Here is a 22,889-nt window from a genome sequence, read left to right as displayed (position 1 = left end):
TTCGTCTTTGATCAAGAAAGTTCGATGCAATTTTCGGAGAAGCCGATGAAAATCCCTCCCCTCCAGTCGATGCCGCCGCCGCCCTCAACCCATGAGCGCCTGCAAGCCGCCACAGTCGAGCTCGAGGCGGCGTTTCTGGCCGAAATGCTGAAATCCGCAGGCTTGGGAAAAGCACGCGATTCGTTTGGTGGCGGTGCCGGTGAGGACCAGTTCTCGTCCTTTCTTGTTCAGCAACAGGCCCGGCAAATGGCGCAATCCGGAGGTGTTGGCATGTCTGAACTTCTGTTTCAATCCTTGATGGAGAATTCCGATGACACATCAGCCTAACCTTCTGATCAAATCACTGGAGGAGGTCCTTGACCTTGAGCGCGCCGCGCTTGTGGACGGTGATCTAGAGCGTCTCAATCATATGGTCCCTGAAAAAGAGAAACTGATCGGTGCGATTAACGATCTTCAGGTGCTGAGCAGCGATGATCTGCTTCGCGTCCATCAAAAGGTGGAGCGCAATCAGGCGCTGCTGAACAGCGCGGCCGAGGGGATTCGCGCGGTGGCCAACCGTATGGCGGAGCTGCGCCGCGTGCGGCAGGAATTCAGCACCTATGGGGCCGACGGGCAACGCAACGGATTCACCGTGCGAGGTCAGGCAAAGCTGGAAAAACGCGCATAGGACCAGAGTTGATTCAAATCTGAAATTTCGAGTTGGGCCGCTTTAGCACTCCGTTAGGGGATCGAGGTCAAAGGTGGTGCTGCACCTGAAACAGCGGGTGGCGCGAAGGGCCGGACGGCGCATCGCACAGGTCAGAAAGACACCAAAGCCCGCTGGTCTAGCGGGGTGATCTTGGGCGCTGAAGCCCTAACGCAAAAGGATGGAACTATGTCCAGTATTCTGACAAATAACGGCGCGATGGTTGCGCTTCAGACCCTGAAATCGGTCAACAAAAACCTCGAGATGACCCAAAATGCGATCTCGACCGGCAAGGATGTCGCAACAGCAAAAGACAACTCGGCCGTCTGGGCGATTTCCAAAGTTATGGAATCGGACGTCAAAGGCTTCAACGCGATCAAAGACAGCCTCTCGCTGGGTGAATCGACGGTCGCCGTTGCGCGGAACGCGTCTGAAACTGTCACCAACCTTCTGACCCAGATGAAGGAAAAGATCGTTGGGGCGCAGGAAGACAACGTGGATCGCGCCAAGATCAACGCTGACGTGAGTGCGCTGAAGGATCAGATCGAATCTGTTGTTGGTGCGGCGCAGTTCAACGGTCTGAACCTGGTGAACGGGTCCTCGGGTCCGGCGTCGATCCTGGCGTCTCTGGATCGTGATGCGGCGGGTGACGTGACCGCGTCTTCGATCAGCGTCGCTGCTCAGGATCTTTCGGTTGGTGGCTACACCGCCAAGGGTGTTCTGGCAGGTTCGGACAACGTGACAACTGACAACGACACTGCTGGTTTCACCATGGATAAGACCGGTGGCAGCGGTGACATCGTGATCGACAGCTCGACCGACAACTTCGAAGCGGGCGACAAGATTTCAATTGCGGTGGGTGATCAGGTTGCGACCTATACCGTTCAAGACTCTGATCTCGATCCCTCGGGAACCTATGATGCCGCTTACACGGATGCGATCGTCGCCGTGGGGCTGAAGAACAAGATCGACTCCTTGGGCATCACGGGTGTCGCGATCGACTATGACTCCGGCAGCCCGGGAACCCTGAGTTTTGTGACCGGTACCGCAACGGCTGGTGCTGATGCCGATCGTGACGTGACCATCGCGGCCCAATTCACAAATGCCGGCGCGGGTGGCCTTGGTGCTCTGGATTCGATCGACGTTTCGACCGACGCAGGGGCACTGGCTGCTCTGGGTACCATCGAGGGTCTGATCGACACGGCCATCGATGCTTCGGCCTCTTTCGGTTCGGCGCAGGGCCGGATCGAGACACAGAAAGAGTTCATCTCGAACCTGTCGGACTCGTTCAAATCGGGCATCGGCTCTCTGGTGGACGCCAATATGGAAGAAACCTCGGCCCGGTTGCAGGCGCTGCAGGTGCAACAGCAGCTGGCCACCCAGTCGCTGTCGATTGCGAACCAAGCGCCGCAGTCGATCCTGTCTCTGTTCCGTTAAATCCGGAACCTGGCCGGGGCGTGAATACCGCGCCCCGGTCGTGACTGCCTGAAGACGGCCTATTGGAAGGATTTCAAGTGACACTGCAAAGCTACGCTCAACGCGCCTATGCGCAATCTACCGCTCCGACCCGCACGCCGCGGGATACGGAGTATGAGGCGATCTCGAAAATCACTCATCGGCTCAAAGCAGCAGCGGCCCGGAAGGCAACGGATTTTTCCGGATTTGTTCAGGCATTGCATGAAAATCGGCGGTTGTGGACAGTGCTGGCGACCGGCGTGGCGGACTCGGATAACTCGCTTCCGAAGGATTTGCGCGCGCGGATTTTCTACCTGGCCGAATTTACGGAGCAGCACAGCGCACAGGTTTTGGGGAACACCGCGACGGTAGAACCTTTGCTCGAGATCAACATGGCCGTTCTGCGGGGTCTGCGACACATGAGGGCCGCCGGATGAGTGGCCTGGTCCTGAAACTTGCCCCGAAAGAGCGGGTGTTGATCAATGGTGTGGTGATCGAGAATGGAGACCGCCGCAGCCGGTTTTCGATCATGACACCGCAAGCTAACGTTTTGCGTCTGCGAGATGCGATCCACCCAGACGAAGTCACAACGCCTGTGCGCCGCGTTTGCTATGCCGCGCAGTTGGTACTGTCCGGTGATATGGAGCCTGATCAGGCGCGTCAGCAATTGCTGCGCCGGGTTGAGGAGTTGAGCCAGGTGTTCACGGATTCAGACAGTCGCCGAGTCCTGAGCGAGGCGACCGAAGCGCTGGTGGCCGAACAATACTATAAATGCCTCAAGTCTCTCCGCTCCTTGCTGCCGCGGGAAGAGCGGCTGATGGCGTACCAGCAATGACGTTCCAGCCTGTCATACCCTCTGGCGGCATTGTGGGCTGGCGTTTTTTGCAGCGGACCTATGACGCACAACTGGAGAGCTTTACGAACTCCAGCGTCAACCAGAGGGACAGGCAGTATTTTCTGGAAAACATAAGCAAGGTTCAATCCGCCGAAGACTTGGTGTCGGATCGCCGGTTGCTACAGGTGGCCTTGGGCGCCTTCGGGTTGGAAGAGGACATCAACAATCGGTTCTTTATCCAAAAGATATTGGAGGATGGAACCAGAGCCGATGATGCTCTGTCCAACCGGTTGTCCGACAAGCGGTATCGGGAGTTTTCTCAAGCCTTCGGTTTTGGCCCCGGCGAGGTGCGCAAAACCGGACTGATCACGAATATGGAGCAGATTGCCGAAGACAATCTGGTGTCCCGTTTCGAAGTTTCTGTCGGTGAGACAAATGAGACAATGCGGATTTCCCTCTATGCGCAACATGCGCTTGGCGAATTGGCTGCCGGTGACAGCAGCGCGGATACGAAATGGTTCGATTTGATGGGCTTGCCGCCCTTGCGTCGCATGATGGAGACCGCGCTTGGCCTGCCATCCTCGTTTTCGCAGCTCGATCTGGACAGGCAGCTTGAGGTGTTCAAGGACCGTTTGTCAGGCTTGACCAGATCGGATGATTTGGCCCAATTCACCGAGCCTGAAGCTATTCAGAAACTGACGGATACCTATCTGGCTCGCAGTCAGATCGCGCAACTGCAAAGCACAATATCACCGGCGCAGACCGCTTTGATCTTGTTGGGTGCGGGCTAGAGTTGTTGCATTCTGCACCAATCTTCAGGGCGGCGGGATAGGCCCCAGCTTACGTTGCGCCCCCCTTTTGTCGAAGCAGATCAAACGCAGCGAGCTTAATAATTCGCCGAGGTTAAGCTGGATCACCGACCTCAACATCAGCCGCCGTTCGTAACGCAAAACATGTGACCGGCTGGGACACGTTGCGCAGTTTGATATCGCCGAGCGGGATTGCATTGCAGCATGCGGGCTCAATATCTTGCGAGACGACAATGCGGTACCCGGTCGATTTACTATGCTCACCCAGACGCGCTGCGACGTTGGCGGCTTGTCCGATAACGGTGAAATCCAGCCGCTCGCGCGAGCCGACATTGCCATAGGTCACCCGGCCATAGGACACGCCGATTGAGCAGTCGCAGTGGATATTAGGATCCGCTGAACGCAGTTCGGCGAGTTTTTCGACGATTTCCGTTGCCGCCTGTTGGGCATTCGCGCGGGCCTGCGCGGGTTCTTCGCCCGCTGGGAAAACGGCCAGAACGGCGTCGCCGATGAATTTCAGAACTTCGCCCCCGTTTTCATCCACGATACCCGAGACCGTTTCAAAGAACTCGTTCAGCAGATTGATATAGGCATCCCGGTCAAGGCTCTCCTCCAGGCTGGTCGAGTTTCTCAGATCGCAGAACATGATGGCCGCATCAATCTCATCTCCGTCGCCGCGTCGGATCTCTCCGCCCAGCACGCGCGCGCCTGACCGTTTGCCGACATAGGTTTCCAGCAGAACTTGCGCATTTTCGCGCTGCATAAACACCTCGTAAAAGCGGGCAATAACGGCAGAGCATTCGAACACTAGACCAAGGTTCTCTGTCGTGAACCCATCGGGATGATCGCAGCTGAGCGTAAGTACGTTTGTTCGACCGTCCGAGAAGGGCAGCGGCATGGCGACATAGTCTGTGGCCCCTTTGGCGCGCAGATCCTCGATGATGGGAAAGCTGTTATGTGGGTTCTCGTCGTTCACCCTTTGGCGCACGCCTCCCAGCCCGTTCGAGACATGGCGCAACGGGCTGTTGATAAATGCGGGGTGGTCGTAGATTTCATAAGTGGGCGCGCGGGTCAGGATCTCATCCTCACCCTTTTCCCAAATGAAGTGTTTGCCCGCGATCAAGGGGTGCAAGGACCATGCAAGAATGCTGAGGCGCTGGATCGCTATACCGTGTTCCAGCATCTTTTCGGCCAGCGCCTTGGTGAATGCTTCGGGTGTATCCGAAAGGGACGCCCCACGCATAAGCCAGTCGATCAGCGGACCGCTGATATTGGTGTCTTCGGTGTCGCGCAGTTGGTTCTTGCCCAGGTCGATATCCGTATAGGCACTGGGCATGAACCCAATATGCCCTTGAATTGCAGCACTCTCTGGCAGGGCGTCGTCATAGGCCCATACCGAATTGGCCAGGCGATCTCCGGGCAGATTGATATCGTGATAGGTCGCGGTTCCTTTGAAAGGGCAAAAGGTTTGCAGGCCGGTTTCTCCGCTCAGGTCGACGCAAACATCCGAACGAGGGACGTAGATCGTCGGCGGCAGCCGGGTTTCATACATCACCTTGGCATTCTGGCTTTCGGCCAACAGAAGGCCATCGCGAAAAATCGCGATCCTGTCGGACAGATGTTCGACCGAGATGTCATAACCGTTGGATTTTGGTGTGGTGTGGACGTTCATCGCCATCCCTCCCTTGCCCGGGGTCCCTATAGAATGGGCGTTTTGGTCGGGCATTCCAAGAGGGGCGCGGGTTTTACTGCGGCCAAAAGCGTTTCAAGTTTATGTTGTATCGCTTATTCGCTGCCTCTCCCTTCGGTCGAACGCGAAAAGCGATACAGGGCGCTTCAACGAAAACTCGAAACGCTTTAAACCATCTGGATGACGTCTTTTTCGATCGAAAGCATATAGCCCTTTTTGGCGATGTTCTTGACCAGCAACTCACTGACCATCTGATTGCCCAAGGCGTCGCGCAGCCGTTTGATGCGGGTGGCGCCTGCGGCCTCGTCACAATCGGCTGCATCGCGCCCCGATATCGTCGCCTCGATCTGAGCGCCTGATAGGACCTCATCATCCAAACGGGATTCCGCCAGCACCGAGAGGGTCTCCATGGCCGCAGGGGTCAGTTTGAAATCCATGTTGTTGAGGTAGACGGTGTTCTCTTCGCGGCTAATCAGCAGGGATGTCACCTGGATGCCGGTGCGTTCGATCTGTGCCATGCGCCGGTTCAGCAGTGCAAGCATCACCAGAAACACGAGGGCCGAGATCATCATTGCGCATGCAAAAACCAGCAGCACGTAAATCACCATGCGGTAGCTGGACAGCGTATCGGCAAAGGCCGTCCCCGATTGGGCCAGAATCTCGAGCAACCGGATTTCGGTTTGTGAGGTCAGATCCGCCTCAACAAATAACCGTTCGACGCGGGCGTTGAAGGCATTGGCATCGGGCAGTGTCCAGAACAGGAACAGCGCGGCGGTGATCAGGATCACGACAATGGCGGCAATGCCCAGACCGACAAGGCGCACGCCCGAGCGTCGCGCCTCAGAAACGGAGATAGAATTTTCCGGCATTGGCCTTCCTTTGATCCAACCCTTCCGGCCCGAAAACGGACTGGACATTCAGCAGGGTCCACCCTGAACCGCTGAGGCGCTGGGCGACTTCACTCGTTGCCTGACCCTTGTCGCAGGACGACACCTGCATCACGCCGTAGTGCAGGCGCAGCGGGTTGTCCTGTTTGGCCTTGTAATCGGCATAACATTCCGCGGCCAAAGCCACCGGGGCCACCGATATCAGCGCAGCTGCGACCAGAGAAGAGAAGATCTGTTTCATAAGCTGCATCCTGCGCATGGCTTGGGCTGATATTCAATGACCAAAGGGGTTTGCAGCGCCTGATATCCAATAACACGGGGCCGATATTGCTTGTCTGAGGGGGGTGGACCCAGTGTTGAGGCATCAAAGACGCGGTCCATCACGGGGTCGCCAAAAATCTCGGAAAGGACAGGCATCATGCACAAGAAATTCATCGCTCTGATCATCGCGACGGCTATGGCGATTACCGGCGTATCGGCCTCAAAGGCGCGTGCTGCGGATACGGGGGATATCCTCGGGGGGTTGGCCGCGATCGCGATCATTGGCGCGGGGGTGCATTACTATAACAAGGAAAAGCGCAAGGACCGTGAGAAGGCCGCGCGACAGTACAACCACGTGCAAACCGCGCCTCAGGTCAAGCATACCAAGGTGAAGCCTTTGCCCAGACACGTGGCACGCTATGACCTGCCACAACGCTGCCTACGCCAGCATGACAATTATGGGCAGCGTCCGCTGCTGGGCACAAAGTGCCTCAAAAAGCACTACAAACATGCCAACAGCCTGCCGCAAGAGTGCAAGGTCGGGTTCTGGAATGGCAACAAGGTGAAGCGGGCGTATGAACCTGCATGCCTGCGCCATCACGGATACCGCGTCGTTTACAAGTAACACGGTCGAGCAGGAGCGGTGCGAAACAGCACCGCGCTGAGAGAGGGTGGCGCATGCTGCCCTCTCTTTTTTGTTGCGGCGGCTTTGAAAACGCGGTTTTCCGAAGGGATGACAAAACCGACTTTTGAAATCGAACAGGGGCTGTGCGCGCAGGGCCATATCCGGATTGCAGGCGTTGATGAGGTTGGGCGCGGCCCGTTGGCCGGACCTGTGGTTGCCGCCGCCGTGATCCTGAACCCAGACGATATTCCCGAGGGGCTGAACGATTCCAAGAAGCTCTCGCTCAAGCGACGCACAGCGTTGGAGGCAGAGTTGCGGGAACGGGCCGAGATCGCCGTGGCCGAGGCCTCGGTCGCCGAGATTGATGCGCTCAACATCCTGCGCGCCTCGCATCTGGCCATGGTTCGCGCGGTGCAGGCACTGGAACCAGCGCCCGATTACCTTTTGATCGACGGGAACATGATTCCCAATAACCTGCAGATCCCGTCCGAGGCCGTGATCAAGGGGGATGGCAAATCTGTGTCGATTGCGGCGGCTTCGATCATCGCGAAAAACTGGCGCGATCAGCTGATGGTGGATTTAGCGCAACAGCATCCCGGCTACGGCTGGGAGGCAAACGCCGGATATCCGACAAAACAGCACCGCGAGGCGCTGCAAAATCTTGGCGTGACCCCACATCATAGGCGTTCGTTCAAGACGGTACACAATATCTTGTATCAAGAGTAAATCGTAAGTCGCTGATTCAAAAAAGAAATTGACGGCGAATCGTCTTTGACTCATCCTTGTCTCAACCAAATGAGCGCAAAAGCGCCGTGGATACTTGAGGCAGTGATATGACAACGACCACCAAAAAGGGCGCAAAAGCGCTCCCTTTAAACACGATTCTATCTGGGGACTGCATCGATGTGATGAACAGTCTCCCCGAGGCGTCGGTTGATCTGATCTTTGCGGATCCGCCCTATAATTTGCAGCTAAAAGGCCAGTTGCATCGCCCCGATAACAGCCAGGTGGATGCGGTCGACGATCACTGGGATCAATTCTCAAGCTTCGGTGCTTATGACCAGTTCACGCGTGAGTGGTTGAAGGCGGCGCATCGTCTGCTCAAGCCGAACGGCGCGATCTGGGTGATTGGCTCGTACCACAACATTTTCCGCGTGGGCTCGGCCCTGCAGGATGCGGGATATTGGATTCTGAACGACGTCGTATGGCGCAAGTCGAACCCGATGCCGAATTTCCGCGGCAAGCGGTTCACCAATGCGCATGAAACGATGATCTGGGCGTCGAAGCGCGAAGGCGCGAAATACACGTTCAACTACGAAGCTCTGAAAGCGCTGAACGAGGGCGTGCAGATGCGCAGTGACTGGGTTCTGCCGATTTGCACCGGGCATGAGCGCCTGAAGGACGAAAACGGCGACAAAGCGCATCCGACACAGAAGCCCGAGTCTCTGCTGCACCGCGTTCTGATTGGCTCGACCAATCCGGGTGACGTGATTTTGGATCCGTTTTTTGGCACAGGCACAACAGGGGCTGTCGCCAAGATGCTGGGCCGTGAGTTCATCGGCATCGAGCGCGAGGAAAGCTATCGCAAAGTGGCCGAGAAGCGGATCTCGAAGGTGCACAAATTCGACCGCGAGGCGCTGGAAGTCAGCGCCAGCAAACGCGCCGAGCCGCGTGTTCCTTTCGGTCAATTGGTCGAACGTGGGATGCTGCGCCCGGGCGAAGAGCTGTATTCGATGAACCAGCGCCACAAAGCCAAAGTTCGCGCCGATGGCACGCTGGTTGGCGACAACGTCAAAGGCTCGATCCATCAGGTTGGCGCACATCTTGAGAACGCCCCTTCCTGCAACGGTTGGACCTATTGGTGCTTCAAGCGCGACGGCAAAACGGTGCCGATCGACGTTCTGCGCCAGCAGATCCGGGCCGAGATGCACAACTGATATCACGAAAACCGCCGGTGCCTGTGGCCTGACACAAGGCACTACGCCTTGCCCCGCCGTTCTCGGCGGGGTCTTTTGTTTTCCGATCAGAGGTGATTGCATGGGCGCGTCGCCAGCACCGCCTCAGAGGTTCCTGTCATGAGCGAGACAACTGCCAGCCCATCCAGACTGGAACGGTTCGCCGTTACGCAGCCGGATGCTGTGGATATGGACAACAAATACACCGAAGCCGCGATGCAACGGCACAAGCAGGAGGGTCTGGAACTGGCCGTCCGCGCACGGTGGATTGCTATGGCCTTGACCGGCGTTCTACTGATCTTTCTGAACCCGCAATGGGAGGTGCTGTGGTATCATTTCATCCTGCTTCTCATCTGCGCCAATGGCTGGTTGATCCGGCGGGCAGGGCGGGTTGGCCAATCGCGAACCGAGCTGTTGCTGATCTTTGTCGATCTTCTGATCATGACGCTTGGGATGATTGTTCCGAACCCGTTCAGCGATGATGTGCGGCCGCTGGCCATGCAGTACCGGTTCGACAATTTTCAATATTTCTTCATTATTCTGGCCGCAGGCACGTTGGCCTATTCGTGGCGCACGGTTGTGGCAATCGGCTCCTGGACAGCACTGATCTGGACGGCGGGTTGGATCATTGCCTGGTGGGTGGCCACGCCGATACCGGGGATCAGCCAGAAGGTGGCGGCGGCTTTGCAGGGCTATCCGGACGTCGCAGAGCTGTTGGATCCCAACAGTTTCGATATTCCGCAGCGCGTTCAGCAGGTGATCGTGTTCGTCATGGTTGCGGTGACGCTTGGCGTGTCGATGCGACGGCTAAATCGCTTGTTGATGAGCAATGCAGGGCTGGAGCGGGAGCGGGCCAACCTGTCGCGTTACTTCTCGCCCAATGTGGTCGATGAGCTCAGCCAGAACGACGAGCCGCTAAAGCAGGTGCGCAAGGCGGATATCGCGGTGCTGTTTATCGACATTGTGGGCTTTACGAAATTTGCAGCCGGACGGGACCCCTACGAGGTGATCGAGGTTTTGCGCGGGTTTCATGCTCGGATGGAGGCTGAGGTGTTTCGCCATCATGGCACTTTGGACAAATATCTGGGTGACGGGCTAATGGCGACTTTCGGCACGCCGGTCGCAACGCCTTTGGACGCAAGCAATGCGCTGGGCTGTGCGCGCGCGATGGTTGGCGTCATCGACGATTGGAACCAGGAACGGCTTCGTGCGGGAGAGCATGATATCCACGTCGGGATCGGCGTGCATTTTGGTTCGGTCGTTCTGGGGGATATCGGGGCCAACCGGTTGGAATTTGCTGTGATTGGCGATGCGGTGAATGTCTCGGCCAAGCTGGAGGCGATGACCCGTGATTTTAACGCCCGGATCGTGGTCAGTGATGCGTTGCGGGAGCGGGCGTTGCGCGAGAATCCGAATGGTGGAGCGTTTATGGATGGGTTCCAGAAACGCCTGGGTCAGACCGTTCGCGGTGTCGAAAACCCTATGGATATCTGGGTGTTGTGAACGGCTCCCGCCTGTTTGGACAGCATCAATGATGCAGCCCCTCCAGTTGGGCCGGGCAGCGCGCGGTGCGCGCTGCGGTCACGCCCTTGGGCAGGGGTTCAGTGCTTTGTTATAGGGGTGCCAGTCCGTGATCTCGGGGTAGTAGTGCCGCCGCCAGACGCGCACGCGCGGGTTCATAACGCGGCGCCATAAGGGTGGGATCATCGCGGCGACTGTCATGACCGGGTAGCCGAAGGGCAGTTGCGGCGCGTCCTCTTGCGCGTGGTTTTGCAGCAGCGGGAAGCGACGGTTGGGTTTGTAGTGGTGGTCCGAGTGTCGCTGCAGGTTGATCAACAGCCAGTTCGACGCTTTTTGTGAGGCGTTCCATGAATGCCGGGGTAGAACGTGTTCGTATTTGCCCTCGCCCAAGTGTTTTCGCGTCAGCCCGTAGTGTTCCACGTAGTTGACCAGCTCTAACTGCCAGATCGCGACGCCCGCTTGCAGCAGGAATAGGGCGAGGCCGGGCCATCCTCCGATCAGGGCAGCGAGGATCAGCATGCCGGTTTGCAGGGCCCAGTAGCGCCAGAACGGGTTAGAGCGGTCAGTCCAGGGGCGATCCTTGCGGGCCAGCTTGTCGCGCTCGGCCCGGAAGGCCGAGATCAGGCATTGCCTCAGGACACGGGGGTAGAAGCGGTGGAAGCCTTCGTTGTAGCGCGCTGTCACCGGGTCGCGCGGGGTGCCGACGTGGCGGTGATGGACCAGCAGATGCTCGGACCGGAAATGAGAATAGAGGACCATCGCGAGAAGGAGATCGCCCAACCAACGCTCGGACCGCGATTTCTGGTGCATCAGCTCGTGACTGTAATTGATGCCGATCGTGCCTGAGATGACGCCCATGCCGAAGAACAGCCCGATTTTCGACCAGCTCGACAGGTGATCGCTGTGGGTTGCGTACCAGATCAGGCCAAACAGCGTGAAGAATTGGACAGGCACCCAGAGCTTGGTCAGCAGGATGTACCAATGCAGCGCATCATCGGGGGTTTCAGGGTCGGCGTTTTGCAGGTTTAGGCCGGTCAAGCGGTCCAGAACCGCAAAGGCCCACCATGTGGAGAGGGGGATCAGCAAAACCCACCACCCCCCTGCAAAGGCCGTGGCCCAGATCAGCGGGATCAGCAGGAAGGACACCCAATAGGGTAGGGCGGCTTGCCAGCGCGAGAGGGTTTGAGTCGCGATCATCCATGATGCTCCGAATAGGCAGGTGAACCCTAGCCGGACGGACCGGGCTTGCCCAGCGGGCTTATTGACCCCGCCACAGGTCGTAGGCTTTGCGCATCACCGTTGGCAGGTCGCTTGGTTTGAAGTCATGCTTGGGCAATATCGTCAGCCCATCGGGTTCGGTGCCCTCGGGCAGCGGTGCGATCCAGATCCGCAACACCAGATGGAAATGCGTGAACGTATGGCGCACCTCACCGTTCAGCGCGCGCCACTCTGCCGAAAACGGAGGGGTCTCGGGCGGGGCCTCGGACCAGTCCGAGCCGGGCCAGCCCAGCATGCCGCCCAGAAGACCCTTGTCGGGGCGGCGTTCCAGCAGCAACGCTCCGTTTTGGTGTTGCGCGATGTAGACATGGCCGAATCGCGTGGGTTTCGGCTTTTTGGGCGTCTTCTTTGGCAGTTCCGGCTGCGTGCCAGCAGAGCGGGCAAGGCAGGGGGTCTGTACGGGGCAGATTCCACAGGCCGGGGATTTGGGTGTGCAGATTGTGGCTCCCAGATCCATTACGGCCTGCGCGTAGTCTCCGGGGCGCCGCTCGGGTGTCAGAGCGGCCGCTTTCTCTTTCAGAACAGGTTTTGATCCGGGCAACGGGTCGTGAATGTCGTAGAGCCGCGCCATCACCCGCTCGACATTGCCGTCGAGCACGGTTTCGGGCCGGTCAAATGCAATGGCCGAGATCGCGGCGGCAGTATAGGGGCCTATACCCGGCAGGTCCAACAGCGCGACATAGGTGTCGGGGAACCGTCCGTTGTGCTTATCCGCCACTACACGGGCGCATTTCAGCAGGTTGCGGGCGCGGGCGTAGTAGCCGAGGCCCGCCCATTCCCCCATGACCTGATCATCGGGGGCGGCAGCCAGCGCCTGCACGGTCGGCCAGCGCGTGGTGAAGCGGGTGAAATAGTCCCGCACGGCGGCGACGGTTGTCTGTTGCAGCATAACCTCGGACAGCCAGACCCGGTAAGGGTCCGGCACCACGCCTGCAGCGCGATCGGCGGGGCCAACACGCCATGGCATCTCGCGCGCGTGGCGGTCATACCAGTCGAGCAATTCAGCGCTCAGGTTAAATTCGGGGCTGTCACGCAAGTTTTATCTATCTCACTGTCGGGTTTCGCTGGCGCCTGCTGGCCTGCCTACTACAATAGCGGTGCAGGAGTTGGAAACCAGATGCAGCGCAAACGTTCTTCGACACGCGGGTTCAAACGCACCGCGACATTGCTGAACGATCAGATCAGACGCGCCGGCGAAAGCCGGGGCTTTGCGGTTTCGCGCCTTCTGACGCACTGGGCTGAGATCGTGGGCCAGGACACTGCCGCCATCGCAAGACCCGTGAATGTGGGCTATGGCAGGAACGGAATGGGTGCGACCCTGACCGTCCTGACAACCGGGCCACAGGCCCCAATGCTGGAAATGCAGAAAGAACAACTGCGCGGGAAGGTGAACGCCGTTTACGGCTACAACGCGATCAGCCGTGTGCGCATCACCCAGACCGCTCCGACCGGATTTGCCGAGGGGCAGGCCAGTTTCGAGCACAAGCCGAAACAAGCGAAACCAGAGATCAAACCTGAAATCATGGCCGAAGCGGGCAGAGTCTCGCAGGATGTCCATGATGAAGATTTGCGTGCGGCCCTTGAACGTCTGGGCCGCAACGTTTTATCCAAGCAGAAACGCTGAGAAAGGGCTGAGAATGAGCCGTATTGCAACCGTAATCTGTGCGGCTGTCGCCGTGGCCGCTGGTGGTTATTGGATGACAGCTTCGAACACGACCTCCGTCAATCCTCTGGTCGGCAGCGCCATTGCGCAAGAGGCCGATCTGGACACCTCCACGATCATCGAGATGGTGCAGGGGGCCGAGGACGCGCCGGTCGAGATCATCGAATATGCCTCCTACACCTGTCCGCATTGCGCCACCTTCCATCAGGGTGCGTATAAGCAGCTGAAGAAGGACTTCATCGACACCGGCAAGGTCAAGTTCATCTATCGCGAGGTCTACTTTGACCGCTATGGCCTGTGGGCGTCGATGGTTGCGCGCTGCGCAGGGCCCGAGAAGTTCTTTGGCATCACCGATCTGATCTATCAGGGCCAGTCCGAATGGACCCAAGCAGGTGGTCCAACCGAGATAGTGGACGAGCTGCGCAAGATCGGCCGTCTGGCGGGTATCGACAATGACCAACTTGAGGCCTGCCTGCAGGACGGCACACGCGCCCAGACTCTGGTGGCGTGGTATCAGGAAAACGCTGAACGCGATGATGTGACGGGCACTCCGTCCTTTGTTGTGAACGGCAAGAAGGTTTCGAACCAGTCCTATGAGGACTTCAAGCAACTGATCGAAGACGAATTGGGCAGCTAATTGCCTTTTGGTCGGCCTGTTCTCAGGCCGACCATTCCGGTCAATTGGGAGATGGGGCCGCCTTCAGGATCATCTCTCTGACCTGCTCTGGGTCATTCACTTGCAGCCGGACGGGCAGGGTGACGACCTTGTTGCGAAAAGCTTGCGGTAAGCGCACTGCGTCTTTTTCCGTTGTAACCATCTGAGCGCCAAGCAGGCGGGCCTCGTTTTCAAGCCGGGTCATCAGAGCCGGGGTTAGCGGTTGATGATCGTCGAGTGCCTCGGCACGCAAAAGTTCGGCCCCTTGCTGGCGCAGGTTTTGAAAGAACTTCTCAGGGTGGCCGATCCCAGCAAAGGCCAGAACCCGCGATCCAGCCCAGTCCATACCGGTTTGCAACGGCGCGACAACGCCCGTTGCATGAGGCGCTGATAGCTTGTGGTCCCATTGCGCCACGAAGTCTTCTTGCGCTTGCGTATCGCCCAATGAAAGAATCAGATCGGCGCGTTTCAAGCCGACCTCTACGGGTTCGCGCAGGGGACCGGCTGGCAGGCACAAGCCGTTGCCGAACCCACGCTGGGCATCCACCACGATGATCGAGAAATCCTTTGCGACCGACGGATTCTGGAAGCCATCATCCAGAACAATCACGCTTGCGCCCGCCTCTGCCGCGGCGCGCGCACCTGCGGCACGATCCTTGGCGACCCAGACCTCGGCGAACATGGCCAGCAGAAGCGGCTCATCCCCGACCTGAGCGGCGCTGTGTTTGGCGGGGTCAACCCGAACTGGGCCTTCCAGCGACCCGCCATGTCCGCGCGTGACGACATGCGGCTCGTGCCAGGCGTTGCGCAGCTGTTCCAGTACCCAGATCACCGTGGGGGTCTTGCCGGTTCCGCCTGCGTTCAGGTTGCCGATGCAGATTACCGGCACACCCGGTTTCAACCCGGGATGAGAGCTGACCCGGCGAGCCGTCGCCGCCGCATATAGCCGCCCCAATGGGCTGAGTAGTCGGGCACGCAGCGCCGGGCGTGCGGGGTCCGAGTTCCAGAAGTCAGGGGCGCGCATCGTGGTTACTCCGCTGGTCCAAAAGGTCCTGCAGCATGTCGACTAGCCGCTCGGCCTGTGGTGCACCTTCGGTGATCGCCTGCCAACCTGCCAGCGCCATCCCCGCCGCGCGATCCGGGGCCAGAAGGGCGACGACCGCATCTCCAAGCTCGGTCGCGGTTTTGACAGGATGGGCGGCACCGGCCTCGGCAAGGCGGGCATAAACCGTCTGATAGATATCGACATGAGGGCCATAGATAACCGCCGATCCCAACGCGACAGCATCCAGCGGGTCCTGCCCGCCCGCGCCGCGTTCCAGCGAGCTGGCCATGAAGGACACAGGTGACACACGCTGCCAAAGGCCAAGATCTTCGGGCTCAGAGCTGACAATCACCTGCGTCGTGTCCTCGATAGGGCCGCCGTCATCCCAATTGGAACAGCGCAAGTCCATGGTTTCAAGCCGTCGCTGCAGCGGAGCGGCCTCGGCCCGGTCTGCCACCTGCAAGATCAACGCCAATCGCGGCAGAATGCGCAGCGCTTGCCGATGGGCGCTGAGGACCGAGATGAACTCCTTCGCCTGAACCCGCGCCGCCAGCCAAACCGGACGTCCGGCGAGGGCGTGGTTGGTCTCGATCAACTCGTCCTCGGGCCAGGGTTGCGGGTTCGGGCTGAACTGCAGCGGCGGCGCTTTGCGCACTTTGGAGGAGGCAACCCCCATTCGCCGGATCTGGCGGGCCGTTTCGTCGGTGGTGGTGAGTATATGTTCGAAGCAATCGAACGTATATCTGCTGATATCCGGCAGCCACCGCGCATTGCGGGACAAGACGACATCCAACTGCGCCTCAATCAGAAGCATCGGGATTTTGCGCTCTTCCGCGCGGGTGATGATGCTGGGCATCAATCCCCCTCCGACCCACAGACCCAGATCGGGTTTCCAATGGCCCAGAAAAGCCCGCGCTGCGCCGGTTTGTTCGGCGGGCAGGTTGACCATGGGAAAGGGGCTTCCTGTCCAGCGGCTCAGGTCGATCTCGGGCGGGGCGCTCAGCAGGATCGACAGGCCGGGTCGGGCCTGTTGCAGTCTGAGGCAAAAGTCACTGATTGCACGCAAGCGGTCGCGTGTTGCGATGTGAACCCAGACAAGCTCTCCGTCCGGGCGGGGCTGATCTGGTCGGATGTTTTGCTGTGCACCCCCCCAGGACAGGACCCGGTAGGCCGCAAGGCTTAGAGATCGCGGTTTGCTCATGGGGCGATGCCAGGGCCGTTCGGATCAAGCCGGGACGAAAGCTGGTTGTGGATATCCTGCGCCGTGGCAAGAACGCCATTCAGCTGGGGGCGCGCGTTGTTGAACCGCAGGGGCTGGCCAGCGCGGTCGGTGCATATCCCTCCAGCCTCGCGAATGATCAGGTCGCCCGCCGCGATATCCCATTCCCAACTGGGTCGCAGGGTCAACATGCCGTCAAAACGCCCCTCGCCGACCAAAGCCATGCGATAGGCCAGCGAAGGGCGATAGGCACGGTCAAACACCGGCACGTCACCATCGCGCCAATGGTGGCTGTTCATGTTGGGCTTGGCGGCAAGAATTGTGGCAGCCCCAAGCGTCGAAGCCTCCGAGGCGCGGATTGGCGCACCGTTCAGGGTGGCGCCCTGACCTTTCGCCGCCGAATAGAACAGGTCGCGCAGGGGCAGGTAGATCACAGCTGCGGTGACTTCTCCGTGCTCAGTAACGGCCAACGAATGTGCCCAGGTGCGCGAGCCTTCGGCAAAACTGCGGGTGCCGTCAATCGGGTCGATAATGAAGGCGCGGTCCCGCGATAGGCGGTCCGGACTATCCTCGGTCTCTTCGCTGAGCCAGCCATAGTCGGGCCGCGCCGTGGGCAGCATCTGTTCCAGCATTTCGTTGACGGCCAGATCGGCCTCGGTCACCGGTCCGGCACCGTCGGGCTTGTCCCAACGCTGGGCCTGCGCGCCCGAGAAACGGGTCGCGATCTCTCCGGCCTTGCGTGCGGCGTCAATCAGCAGTGGCAGGTCAGTTGCCGGCAAGGGTCATCCCTTCGATCAGCACCGAGGGCACAACGCGCGACAGATAAGTGCGCGCGTCATTGGCCGGGATGATCCGTTTCAGCATGTCGCGCAGGTTGCCCGCGATGGTGCATTCATTGACTGGATGCGTGATTTCACCATTCTCGACCCAAAAGCCAGAGGCCCCGCGCGAGTAATCCCCCGTATTGGGGTTGATCGTCGATCCGATCATCGAGGTGACCAGCAACCCGGTTCCCATATCGCGCATCAGATCCGCGCGGCTTTGGGTGCTCTGGGTCAAGCTGAGGTTCCAGTTGCTTGGCGAGGGCGGCCCCGAGACACCGCGCGCTGCATTGCCGGTTGAGGTCATGCCAAGCTTGCGGGCGCTGGCCAGATCCAGCGTCCAGCCGGTCAGCACTCCGTTCTCAACAATCGCCCGGCGGCGCGTTGCCAGCCCTTCGGCGTCAAACGGGCGTGAGCCTGAGATACGTGGGCGGTGCGGGTCTTCGATCAGCGACAGATGCTCGGGCAATACCTGTTCGCCCAGACAATCCTGCAGCCACGACGCCCCACGCGCGATCGCCGCGCCGTTGCTGGCGGCCAGCAAGTGCCCGATCAAAGATGATGAAATGCGCTCGTCAAACAGTACTGGAAAACTGCCCGTTGCGGGCTGTCGCGCGCCAACCTGTCCGACCGCGCGTTCTCCGGCCAAGCGCCCGATCTCCTCGGCGTCCCGCAGGTCGGCTTGGAAGGTGCGGCTGTCGCCGTCAAAGTCCCGCTCCATCCCGGTGCCTTCGCCCGAGATCGCAACGCAGGATGTTGACCGGCTGCTGCGCGCATACCCGCCCGAGAATCCGTTGGTGGCCGCCAGATGCACCATATGTGTGCCATAGCCCGCCGCCGCATCCGAGACTTGCGATACGCCGGAAACAGCCAGAGCTGCGGCCTCAGCCGCCAGCGCATCTTGCATCAGCGCTTCGGCAGAGGGTTCGGGGGAGGGATCAAAGAGCTCAAGCGCGTCGAGATCCCAGCCGTTGGTCAATTCCTCGCTGGCCGCCAGACCGGTAAAAGGATCTTCGGGCGCTTCGCGCGCCATGGCGATGGCCCGTTCGGCCATGGCCGTCAGCGTTTCGGGACGGCTGTCAGAGCTTGAAACAATGGCCTGTTGCTTTCCCAGAAACACCCGAAGCCCCAGATCGGTGCCTTCTGAGCGTTCCGCATGTTCCAGCGCGCCGCCACGTACCTCGACCGATACGGAAGATCCGTCGATCACGATGGCATCTGCCGCCTCTGCCCCGGCGAGGCGTGCGGCGTCAAGCAATTGCTGGCTGATTTCTTCTGGTGTGCGGGTCATGCGGCCTCCGGATGTGTTGCCAAGGACCTAGCCTTGCACCGCGCCTCTCGCAAGACCCTGACGGTATTGTGTGGGAGGGCCGATCACTGGCGGCCCTCTCTGATATCATTACTTAATGCGCTGACCATTGGCCTTAATCTGACCGTCTTCAGTGAATTCGATTGTCGAATTCAGCGTGTCGGGTTCATCACCCGGAACAGCCATCATGCCCATCATCATACGCGCACCCAAGGCGTCGTTGTCGGACATCAGGCCCATGCCGATCAGTTTGTCGATCAGTGCGTTGGCCCCAACCAATTGCAGGTTCGCAACGCCAGTCGGAATGGGCATGCCGAATTCGTCGAGATTCTCGTTGTCCAACGTGAAATCACCGTCCCCGGTCAAGCGCGCGCCAACCATCGAGACCAGCAATTCGTTGATTTTCAGCGAATGCAGCTCGGCTGGGACTTCTGCTTCTTCTTCAAGGGCTGCAGCCTGTTCCGGATCGAAGATGTTCAACAGAACTTTCGCCGTGCCGGTCGTGTCCAGCGCAATGGTGGCCGGATCGCGCGGCAGGTTGCCTGCCGGGTCGAAAATGCTCCAGAGGACATCTGACATGGTGAAATCGGTCAGGTTCAGGCCGAAGGCGAAGGGTGCGGCCTCCTCCGATTCCTGCACCGGGATGTCTAGGTTCAGACCCGCCTTCGCCATTGCGATTTCGATCGGAAAGGGCAGGTCGCCCGTAGTCACTGCCAGTTTCGCGTCATTCTGTTCTAGATCATAGGCCACACGCTCGCCATCTACGCTGGCCTCAAGTCGGCCACCTTGGGACGAGCTTGCCATGGTGAATTGCTCACCTTCGCTGACGCCGCTGATGTCTGTCTTGCCCGAGCCATAGGCGACCATGCCGGAAAAGGCGAAGCCTGCGTCATACAATGCCTGCGGGTCGGCCAGATCGAACCCAGAGGGCAGGACACTGTCGCCGCTGGATGTCAGGCCGTTCAGTAACCCGTCAATCAACCCAGATTCCCTGGTTTCGGGGTCTTTGAAGCTAAACTTATAGGCCATTTGGTCGGCGTCGAGCGTCTGCGTGATCTCGCGATTGTCGCCGATCAGCATGCGCGATGTGCCAGCCATACCTGTAAATTCGATACCACCTTCCAGCGCATCTTCGGGAATTGGCTCGTCTCCGCCCTCGATCGAATCCAACACAATCCCGAGGGCTGCTGCCGAGTAGTCATAGGTCATGTCGGACGGATCACCTGACACAACCATTTCCAAATCTGTCTGGCTGTAGGTCAGATTTGCTGTGAATTTTTCATCTTCAACGCCGCCCGAAATGACCATCGGAAAGCTACCGGGGAAGCCGACGTTGACGGTGCCATCGCCGTTTTCGGTCAACGTGACCTCGGGCATGGTCATCTGGAACTGTCCGTCCTCTTCGGGGAAGTCCATGGACAGGGTCATATCGTTGATGGTCATGACATCGCCAGCGCTGCTGGGTTCGCCCTCGACCGTGTAACCTACGGACCGGAAATACTCTTGCCAGTCGTTCCAGACGTCATTTGCAGTCAGGTCGGCATATGCACCTTGAGTTGCGACGGCATAGGCCAGAACGGCGCCACAGCTGCGGCGGATGAAAACAGACATAAGGTAACCCTTCTTGATCAATTTGCGCGCATGGTCGGGCTTGTGGCAGGCATCGTCAAGGGGGCAAGGGCTGGACCCTTTCCCCGTTTCCGCGTTACGCCTGTAGCCAAAGGTCAGCCCAAGACGTGAGGAGCGTTAAATGCAGGGAAAAACAGTACTCATAACAGGGGCCAGCCGCGGAATCGGCGCCGAGGCCGCGCGCGTGTTTGCCGCAGCGGGGGCGAATGTCGCGCTGGTGGCCCGTAGTCATGATCAAATTGATACGCTTGCGGCTGCGTTGGGTGACAATGCGATGGCACTGGCCTGCGACGTCAGCGATTTCGCGCAGGTCGAACAAGCGGTGGCCGATTGCGTCGCGCGTTTCGGCGGTTTGGACGTTCTGATCGGCAATGCCGGTGTGATCGAGCCGATCTTTCACCTGTCAAATGCCGATGTCAGCGCCTGGAGCCAAGCCATTGATATCAACCTCAAAGGTGTATTCTACGGGATGCGTGCCGCTCTGCCAGTGATGCGGGCGGCGGGTGGAGGGACGGTTCTGACCGTCTCGTCCGGCGCGGCGTCGAACCCGGTTGAGGCGTGGAGCCACTATTGCGCCTCGAAAGCCGGTGCGAAAATGCTGACGGAATGCCTGCATCTGGAAGAGGCTCATAACGGCATCCGCGCCATGGGCCTGTCGCCGGGAACAGTGGCGACCGATATGCAGCGTGTCATCAAGGCCAGCGGCATAAACCCTGTCAGCCAGCTGGACTGGGATGTCCACATCCCGGCGGATTGGCCCGCACGGGCACTGCTGTGGATGTGTTCTTCTGATGCCGACGAATACTTGGGGGCCGAGATTTCCCTGCGCCAGGACGACATTCGCCAAAGGATCGGCCTGACGTGATTGAACTGACCAAGGAAGACGGGTTGTGGACCGTCACGATCAACAATCCAGGCAAGGCCAACGCACTGACCGGCGCGATGTTGACCGAGCTGGTCGAAATTTCTGAGGCCGCGACTGAGGCGCGCGCCTTGATCCTGACCGGTGCGGGCAAGGTCTTCAGCGCCGGTGCTGATCTGGAAGAAGCCCGCGCGGGGCTTGCAACCTCGGACGTCTGGGAAAGGTTGTCAGGTGCAATCGCGGCGCTGCCATGCCTGACCGTTGCGGCATTGAACGGAACGCTTGCGGGCGGTGCAAACGGCATGGCCTTGGCCTGCGACCTTCGAATCGCGGTGCCTTCGGCCAAGTTCTTCTATCCGGTGATGAAGCTGGGCTTTCTGCCGCAGCCCTCCGACCCGAAGCGCATGGCCGCTTTGATCGGGCCGGCGCGCGCCAAGCTGATTCTGATGTCGGGCCAGAAGATCTCGGCAGAGGAGGCGTATGCGTTCGGTCTGGTGGATCGCATCGCCTCGCCGGACGATTTGATGCCGACGGCGCGCGCGCTGGTGGCCGATAGCCTCGCGGCCAAACCAGAGATCGCAGCAGGGATTGCAGAGCTTTGTCGCTGAGGTTGTCCGCAGTCAGGCTGCGCGTCGCACATCCGGCTCGTCTGGCCGGGTTCTATCGAGATACTTTGGGTATGTCGGTCCAGGAAATCGGCGATTCCCGGCGTGTAGGATATGCCGGCGAAGATGCTGATCTGCTGCTGCTGCCGGGGGGTAGGGGGTATTCCCACGATCGGGGGCATCGCTATTGGAAGGTCGGGATCACTCTGCCTGATATCGATCTGGCCGCCGAGGCGCTGCGGGCCAAAAGCTACGCTGTCAGCGAGCCGCGTCAGTTCCTCGATATCGGGTATATGGCGCATCTCAGCGACCCCGAAGGCTTTGTGATCGAGCTTTTGCAGCATGACTTTGAAGGCAACCGCCCGGAAAATTCCGCCGACCCTGCGGCCCCGTTCGCCGGCGCGCGAGTGGGTCAGATCACCTTGCGCACTGGGGATATCTCCGTCGAGGATACGTTCTGTCGTGCTCAGGGTATGAAGCTTCTGTCGATGCAGGACGTAGCGGCCTATGGGTTTGACCTGCATTTCTATGCCTTCACGCAAGAGGCTCCGCCTGATCCTGACCTTTGGACGGTCGAGAATCGCGAATGGCTCTGGAAACGCCCTTACACAACGCTCGAGTTCCAGCATGTGCAAGGAGCCCAATTTGCGCCTATTCCCGACTATCAGGGGATCGAGGTCGAGGGTCTGCCCTCCGCGCTTTCGGATGCGTTTGGCGATCCGGTTCTGCCTAGCTGATCAGCGCCCGCGCCGTTTGCCCGGAACTTTCGACCGGAAAACAGGCGGACGCTTGCGAACCCAGTTCAGGAATTTCTCAAGCCTTGGATGGGCGCGCAGGGCCTCGACCGTGTTGAAGCTGCGCGCCAGCTCTGCCTCGGACAGGGTGGCGTGGACTTCTTTGTGGCAGATCTGGTGCAGTAGAACGGTCGGCCCGCCCTTGCCTCCTTTGAGTTTTGGGATCAGATGATGCAGGCTGCCGCCGCCATCGGGAATGGGGCGGTCGCAAAGCGGGCAGATCGGATTGCTGTTCGTCATGGTTGGGAATGATGCGCCTGCGGGCGGCGAAGGCAAGAGGGTGAGG

26 protein-coding genes are annotated in these 22,889 nt (G+C 59.5%); 15 read left to right on the top strand and 11 right to left on the bottom strand.

Annotated elements, in window-relative coordinates; translation table 11 throughout:
• The first annotated feature begins 45 nt into the window (after positions 1-45).
• From ACRZ95_RS08530 to ACRZ95_RS08505, 6 genes are all read left to right on the top strand, one after another.
• Positions 46-327, top strand: a complete 282-nt coding sequence (locus ACRZ95_RS08530; RefSeq protein ID WP_170678051.1) for a rod-binding protein — start codon at positions 46-48, stop codon at positions 325-327.
• On the top strand, positions 311-667 hold the full coding sequence (locus ACRZ95_RS08525) for a flagellar biosynthesis protein FlgN (protein WP_170552283.1): 357 nt from the start codon (positions 311-313) through the stop codon (positions 665-667). Before ACRZ95_RS08530 ends, ACRZ95_RS08525 begins: the two co-directional genes overlap by 17 nt.
• A gap of 207 nt (positions 668-874) precedes the next feature.
• On the top strand, positions 875-2,122 hold the full coding sequence (locus ACRZ95_RS08520; protein WP_170678049.1) for a flagellin: 1,248 nt from the start codon (positions 875-877) through the stop codon (positions 2,120-2,122).
• Positions 2,123-2,199: 77 nt separating this feature from the next.
• Complete coding sequence (flaF, locus tag ACRZ95_RS08515) at positions 2,200-2,577, top strand: flagellar biosynthesis regulator FlaF (RefSeq protein WP_170678047.1); 378 nt, start codon at positions 2,200-2,202, stop codon at positions 2,575-2,577.
• Complete coding sequence (flbT, locus tag ACRZ95_RS08510; protein ID WP_170375637.1) at positions 2,574-2,975, top strand: flagellar biosynthesis repressor FlbT; 402 nt, start codon at positions 2,574-2,576, stop codon at positions 2,973-2,975. Before flaF ends, flbT begins: the two co-directional genes overlap by 4 nt.
• Positions 2,972-3,766: a DUF1217 domain-containing protein gene (locus tag ACRZ95_RS08505; RefSeq protein WP_170678045.1), complete on the top strand. Its 795-nt coding sequence runs from the start codon at positions 2,972-2,974 to the stop codon at positions 3,764-3,766. The genes flbT and ACRZ95_RS08505 overlap by 4 nt, the downstream gene beginning before the upstream one ends.
• Positions 3,767-3,878: 112 nt before the next feature.
• Here ACRZ95_RS08505 and ACRZ95_RS08500 read toward each other — a convergent pair whose 3' ends face one another.
• From ACRZ95_RS08500 to ACRZ95_RS08490, 3 genes are all read right to left on the bottom strand, one after another.
• Positions 3,879-5,456 carry a DUF427 domain-containing protein gene (locus ACRZ95_RS08500; protein WP_170678043.1) on the bottom strand — a complete coding sequence of 526 codons (1,578 nt, stop codon included), beginning with the start codon at positions 5,454-5,456 and terminating at the stop codon, positions 3,879-3,881.
• 185 nt (positions 5,457-5,641) lie between these two features.
• Positions 5,642-6,343 carry a winged helix-turn-helix domain-containing protein gene (locus tag ACRZ95_RS08495; protein ID WP_170460025.1) on the bottom strand — a complete coding sequence of 234 codons (702 nt, stop codon included), beginning with the start codon at positions 6,341-6,343 and terminating at the stop codon, positions 5,642-5,644.
• Positions 6,315-6,602 carry a hypothetical protein gene (locus tag ACRZ95_RS08490; protein WP_170375633.1) on the bottom strand — a complete coding sequence of 96 codons (288 nt, stop codon included), beginning with the start codon at positions 6,600-6,602 and terminating at the stop codon, positions 6,315-6,317. Before ACRZ95_RS08490 ends, ACRZ95_RS08495 begins: the two co-directional genes overlap by 29 nt.
• 177 nt (positions 6,603-6,779) lie before the next feature.
• Between ACRZ95_RS08490 and ACRZ95_RS08485 the strand changes: the two genes are divergently transcribed.
• The 4 genes from ACRZ95_RS08485 to ACRZ95_RS08470 all read left to right on the top strand — a co-directional run bounded on the left by ACRZ95_RS08485 (position 6,780) and on the right by ACRZ95_RS08470 (position 10,705).
• Positions 6,780-7,247 (top strand): hypothetical protein, encoded by a 468-nt coding sequence (locus ACRZ95_RS08485; RefSeq protein WP_170678041.1) that lies wholly within the window; start codon positions 6,780-6,782, stop codon positions 7,245-7,247.
• Between the two features lie 108 nt (positions 7,248-7,355).
• Entirely contained in the window at positions 7,356-7,973 is a 618-nt protein-coding gene (locus ACRZ95_RS08480; protein ID WP_170678039.1) for a ribonuclease HII, read from the top strand.
• 107 nt (positions 7,974-8,080) lie between these two features.
• Positions 8,081-9,184: a site-specific DNA-methyltransferase gene (locus ACRZ95_RS08475; RefSeq protein WP_170678037.1), complete on the top strand. Its 1,104-nt coding sequence runs from the start codon at positions 8,081-8,083 to the stop codon at positions 9,182-9,184.
• Positions 9,185-9,322: 138 nt separating this feature from the next.
• A complete protein-coding gene (locus tag ACRZ95_RS08470) occupies positions 9,323-10,705 on the top strand; it encodes an adenylate/guanylate cyclase domain-containing protein (RefSeq protein WP_170678035.1) in 1,383 nt (460 codons plus the stop codon).
• Positions 10,706-10,783: 78 nt separating this feature from the next.
• On the opposite strand, the gene ACRZ95_RS08465 is transcribed toward ACRZ95_RS08470, so the two are convergent.
• Both ACRZ95_RS08465 and mutY read right to left on the bottom strand, forming a co-directional pair.
• On the bottom strand, positions 10,784-11,920 hold the full coding sequence (locus ACRZ95_RS08465) for an alkane 1-monooxygenase (protein WP_170678033.1): 1,137 nt from the start codon (positions 11,918-11,920) through the stop codon (positions 10,784-10,786).
• Between the two features lie 61 nt (positions 11,921-11,981).
• Positions 11,982-13,037 (bottom strand): A/G-specific adenine glycosylase, encoded by a 1,056-nt coding sequence (mutY, locus tag ACRZ95_RS08460; protein WP_170678031.1) that lies wholly within the window; start codon positions 13,035-13,037, stop codon positions 11,982-11,984.
• A gap of 81 nt (positions 13,038-13,118) precedes the next feature.
• Between mutY and ACRZ95_RS08455 the strand changes: the two genes are divergently transcribed.
• Positions 13,119-13,625, top strand: a complete 507-nt coding sequence (locus ACRZ95_RS08455) for a DciA family protein (protein WP_170678029.1) — start codon at positions 13,119-13,121, stop codon at positions 13,623-13,625.
• 13 nt (positions 13,626-13,638) lie between these two features.
• Positions 13,639-14,301 (top strand): DsbA family protein, encoded by a 663-nt coding sequence (locus tag ACRZ95_RS08450; RefSeq protein ID WP_170678027.1) that lies wholly within the window; start codon positions 13,639-13,641, stop codon positions 14,299-14,301.
• A 40-nt stretch (positions 14,302-14,341) separates the two neighbouring features.
• Here the strand turns inward: ACRZ95_RS08450 and lpxK are convergent, their stop codons facing one another.
• The 5 genes from lpxK to ACRZ95_RS08425 all read right to left on the bottom strand — a co-directional run bounded on the left by lpxK (position 14,342) and on the right by ACRZ95_RS08425 (position 20,324).
• Positions 14,342-15,343, bottom strand: coding sequence for a tetraacyldisaccharide 4'-kinase (gene lpxK, locus ACRZ95_RS08445; protein WP_170678025.1), 1,002 nt, complete (start codon positions 15,341-15,343; stop codon positions 14,342-14,344).
• Complete coding sequence (locus ACRZ95_RS08440) at positions 15,330-16,565, bottom strand: glycosyltransferase N-terminal domain-containing protein (protein ID WP_170678023.1); 1,236 nt, start codon at positions 16,563-16,565, stop codon at positions 15,330-15,332. The genes lpxK and ACRZ95_RS08440 overlap by 14 nt, the downstream gene beginning before the upstream one ends.
• Positions 16,562-17,362 (bottom strand): 3'(2'),5'-bisphosphate nucleotidase CysQ, encoded by an 801-nt coding sequence (locus ACRZ95_RS08435; protein ID WP_170678021.1) that lies wholly within the window; start codon positions 17,360-17,362, stop codon positions 16,562-16,564. The genes ACRZ95_RS08440 and ACRZ95_RS08435 overlap by 4 nt, the downstream gene beginning before the upstream one ends.
• Positions 17,349-18,695 (bottom strand): TldD/PmbA family protein, encoded by a 1,347-nt coding sequence (locus ACRZ95_RS08430; protein ID WP_170678020.1) that lies wholly within the window; start codon positions 18,693-18,695, stop codon positions 17,349-17,351. Before ACRZ95_RS08430 ends, ACRZ95_RS08435 begins: the two co-directional genes overlap by 14 nt.
• Positions 18,696-18,803: 108 nt before the next feature.
• On the bottom strand, positions 18,804-20,324 hold the full coding sequence (locus ACRZ95_RS08425; protein WP_170678018.1) for a DUF2125 domain-containing protein: 1,521 nt from the start codon (positions 20,322-20,324) through the stop codon (positions 18,804-18,806).
• A 139-nt stretch (positions 20,325-20,463) separates the two neighbouring features.
• Between ACRZ95_RS08425 and ACRZ95_RS08420 the strand changes: the two genes are divergently transcribed.
• Genes ACRZ95_RS08420 through ACRZ95_RS08410 form a run of 3 tightly spaced genes read left to right on the top strand, consistent with a single transcriptional unit; the run spans position 20,464 to position 22,546 of the window.
• The gene (locus ACRZ95_RS08420; protein WP_170678016.1) at positions 20,464-21,207 is read left to right on the top strand and encodes an SDR family oxidoreductase; all 744 of its coding nucleotides are present in this window, start codon (positions 20,464-20,466) and stop codon (positions 21,205-21,207) included.
• Positions 21,204-21,812: an enoyl-CoA hydratase/isomerase family protein gene (locus ACRZ95_RS08415; RefSeq protein WP_170678014.1), complete on the top strand. Its 609-nt coding sequence runs from the start codon at positions 21,204-21,206 to the stop codon at positions 21,810-21,812. Before ACRZ95_RS08420 ends, ACRZ95_RS08415 begins: the two co-directional genes overlap by 4 nt.
• Positions 21,803-22,546: a VOC family protein gene (locus tag ACRZ95_RS08410; RefSeq protein WP_480554798.1), complete on the top strand. Its 744-nt coding sequence runs from the start codon at positions 21,803-21,805 to the stop codon at positions 22,544-22,546. Before ACRZ95_RS08415 ends, ACRZ95_RS08410 begins: the two co-directional genes overlap by 10 nt.
• Here the strand turns inward: ACRZ95_RS08410 and ACRZ95_RS08405 are convergent, their stop codons facing one another.
• Entirely contained in the window at positions 22,547-22,843 is a 297-nt protein-coding gene (locus tag ACRZ95_RS08405; protein WP_170678012.1) for an HNH endonuclease, read from the bottom strand.
• Positions 22,844-22,889: the final 46 nt, after the last annotated feature.

Source organism: Ruegeria sp. AI3 (genome assembly GCF_056541245.1).
This window is presented reverse-complemented; position numbering and strand designations above follow the sequence as displayed.

Coding starts and splice junctions, on each gene's coding strand:
- ACRZ95_RS08525 (WP_170552283.1), top strand. CDS start 311: ATGACACATCAGCCTAACCTTCTGATCAAATCACTGGAGGAGGTCCTT.
- ACRZ95_RS08490 (WP_170375633.1), bottom strand. CDS start 6,602: ATGAAACAGATCTTCTCTTCTCTGGTCGCAGCTGCGCTGATATCGGTG.
- ACRZ95_RS08470 (WP_170678035.1), top strand. CDS start 9,323: ATGAGCGAGACAACTGCCAGCCCATCCAGACTGGAACGGTTCGCCGTT.
- ACRZ95_RS08530 (WP_170678051.1), top strand. CDS start 46: ATGAAAATCCCTCCCCTCCAGTCGATGCCGCCGCCGCCCTCAACCCAT.
- ACRZ95_RS08465 (WP_170678033.1), bottom strand. CDS start 11,920: ATGATCGCGACTCAAACCCTCTCGCGCTGGCAAGCCGCCCTACCCTAT.
- ACRZ95_RS08405 (WP_170678012.1), bottom strand. CDS start 22,843: ATGACGAACAGCAATCCGATCTGCCCGCTTTGCGACCGCCCCATTCCC.
- ACRZ95_RS08485 (WP_170678041.1), top strand. CDS start 6,780: ATGCACAAGAAATTCATCGCTCTGATCATCGCGACGGCTATGGCGATT.
- ACRZ95_RS08455 (WP_170678029.1), top strand. CDS start 13,119: ATGCAGCGCAAACGTTCTTCGACACGCGGGTTCAAACGCACCGCGACA.
- ACRZ95_RS08500 (WP_170678043.1), bottom strand. CDS start 5,456: ATGAACGTCCACACCACACCAAAATCCAACGGTTATGACATCTCGGTC.
- ACRZ95_RS08505 (WP_170678045.1), top strand. CDS start 2,972: ATGACGTTCCAGCCTGTCATACCCTCTGGCGGCATTGTGGGCTGGCGT.
- ACRZ95_RS08495 (WP_170460025.1), bottom strand. CDS start 6,343: ATGCCGGAAAATTCTATCTCCGTTTCTGAGGCGCGACGCTCGGGCGTG.
- flbT (WP_170375637.1), top strand. CDS start 2,574: ATGAGTGGCCTGGTCCTGAAACTTGCCCCGAAAGAGCGGGTGTTGATC.
- lpxK (WP_170678025.1), bottom strand. CDS start 15,343: ATGCGCGCCCCTGACTTCTGGAACTCGGACCCCGCACGCCCGGCGCTG.
- ACRZ95_RS08430 (WP_170678020.1), bottom strand. CDS start 18,695: ATGACCCGCACACCAGAAGAAATCAGCCAGCAATTGCTTGACGCCGCA.
- ACRZ95_RS08475 (WP_170678037.1), top strand. CDS start 8,081: ATGACAACGACCACCAAAAAGGGCGCAAAAGCGCTCCCTTTAAACACG.
- ACRZ95_RS08440 (WP_170678023.1), bottom strand. CDS start 16,565: ATGAGCAAACCGCGATCTCTAAGCCTTGCGGCCTACCGGGTCCTGTCC.
- ACRZ95_RS08480 (WP_170678039.1), top strand. CDS start 7,356: ATGACAAAACCGACTTTTGAAATCGAACAGGGGCTGTGCGCGCAGGGC.
- ACRZ95_RS08420 (WP_170678016.1), top strand. CDS start 20,464: ATGCAGGGAAAAACAGTACTCATAACAGGGGCCAGCCGCGGAATCGGC.
- ACRZ95_RS08450 (WP_170678027.1), top strand. CDS start 13,639: ATGAGCCGTATTGCAACCGTAATCTGTGCGGCTGTCGCCGTGGCCGCT.
- ACRZ95_RS08520 (WP_170678049.1), top strand. CDS start 875: ATGTCCAGTATTCTGACAAATAACGGCGCGATGGTTGCGCTTCAGACC.
- ACRZ95_RS08425 (WP_170678018.1), bottom strand. CDS start 20,324: ATGTCTGTTTTCATCCGCCGCAGCTGTGGCGCCGTTCTGGCCTATGCC.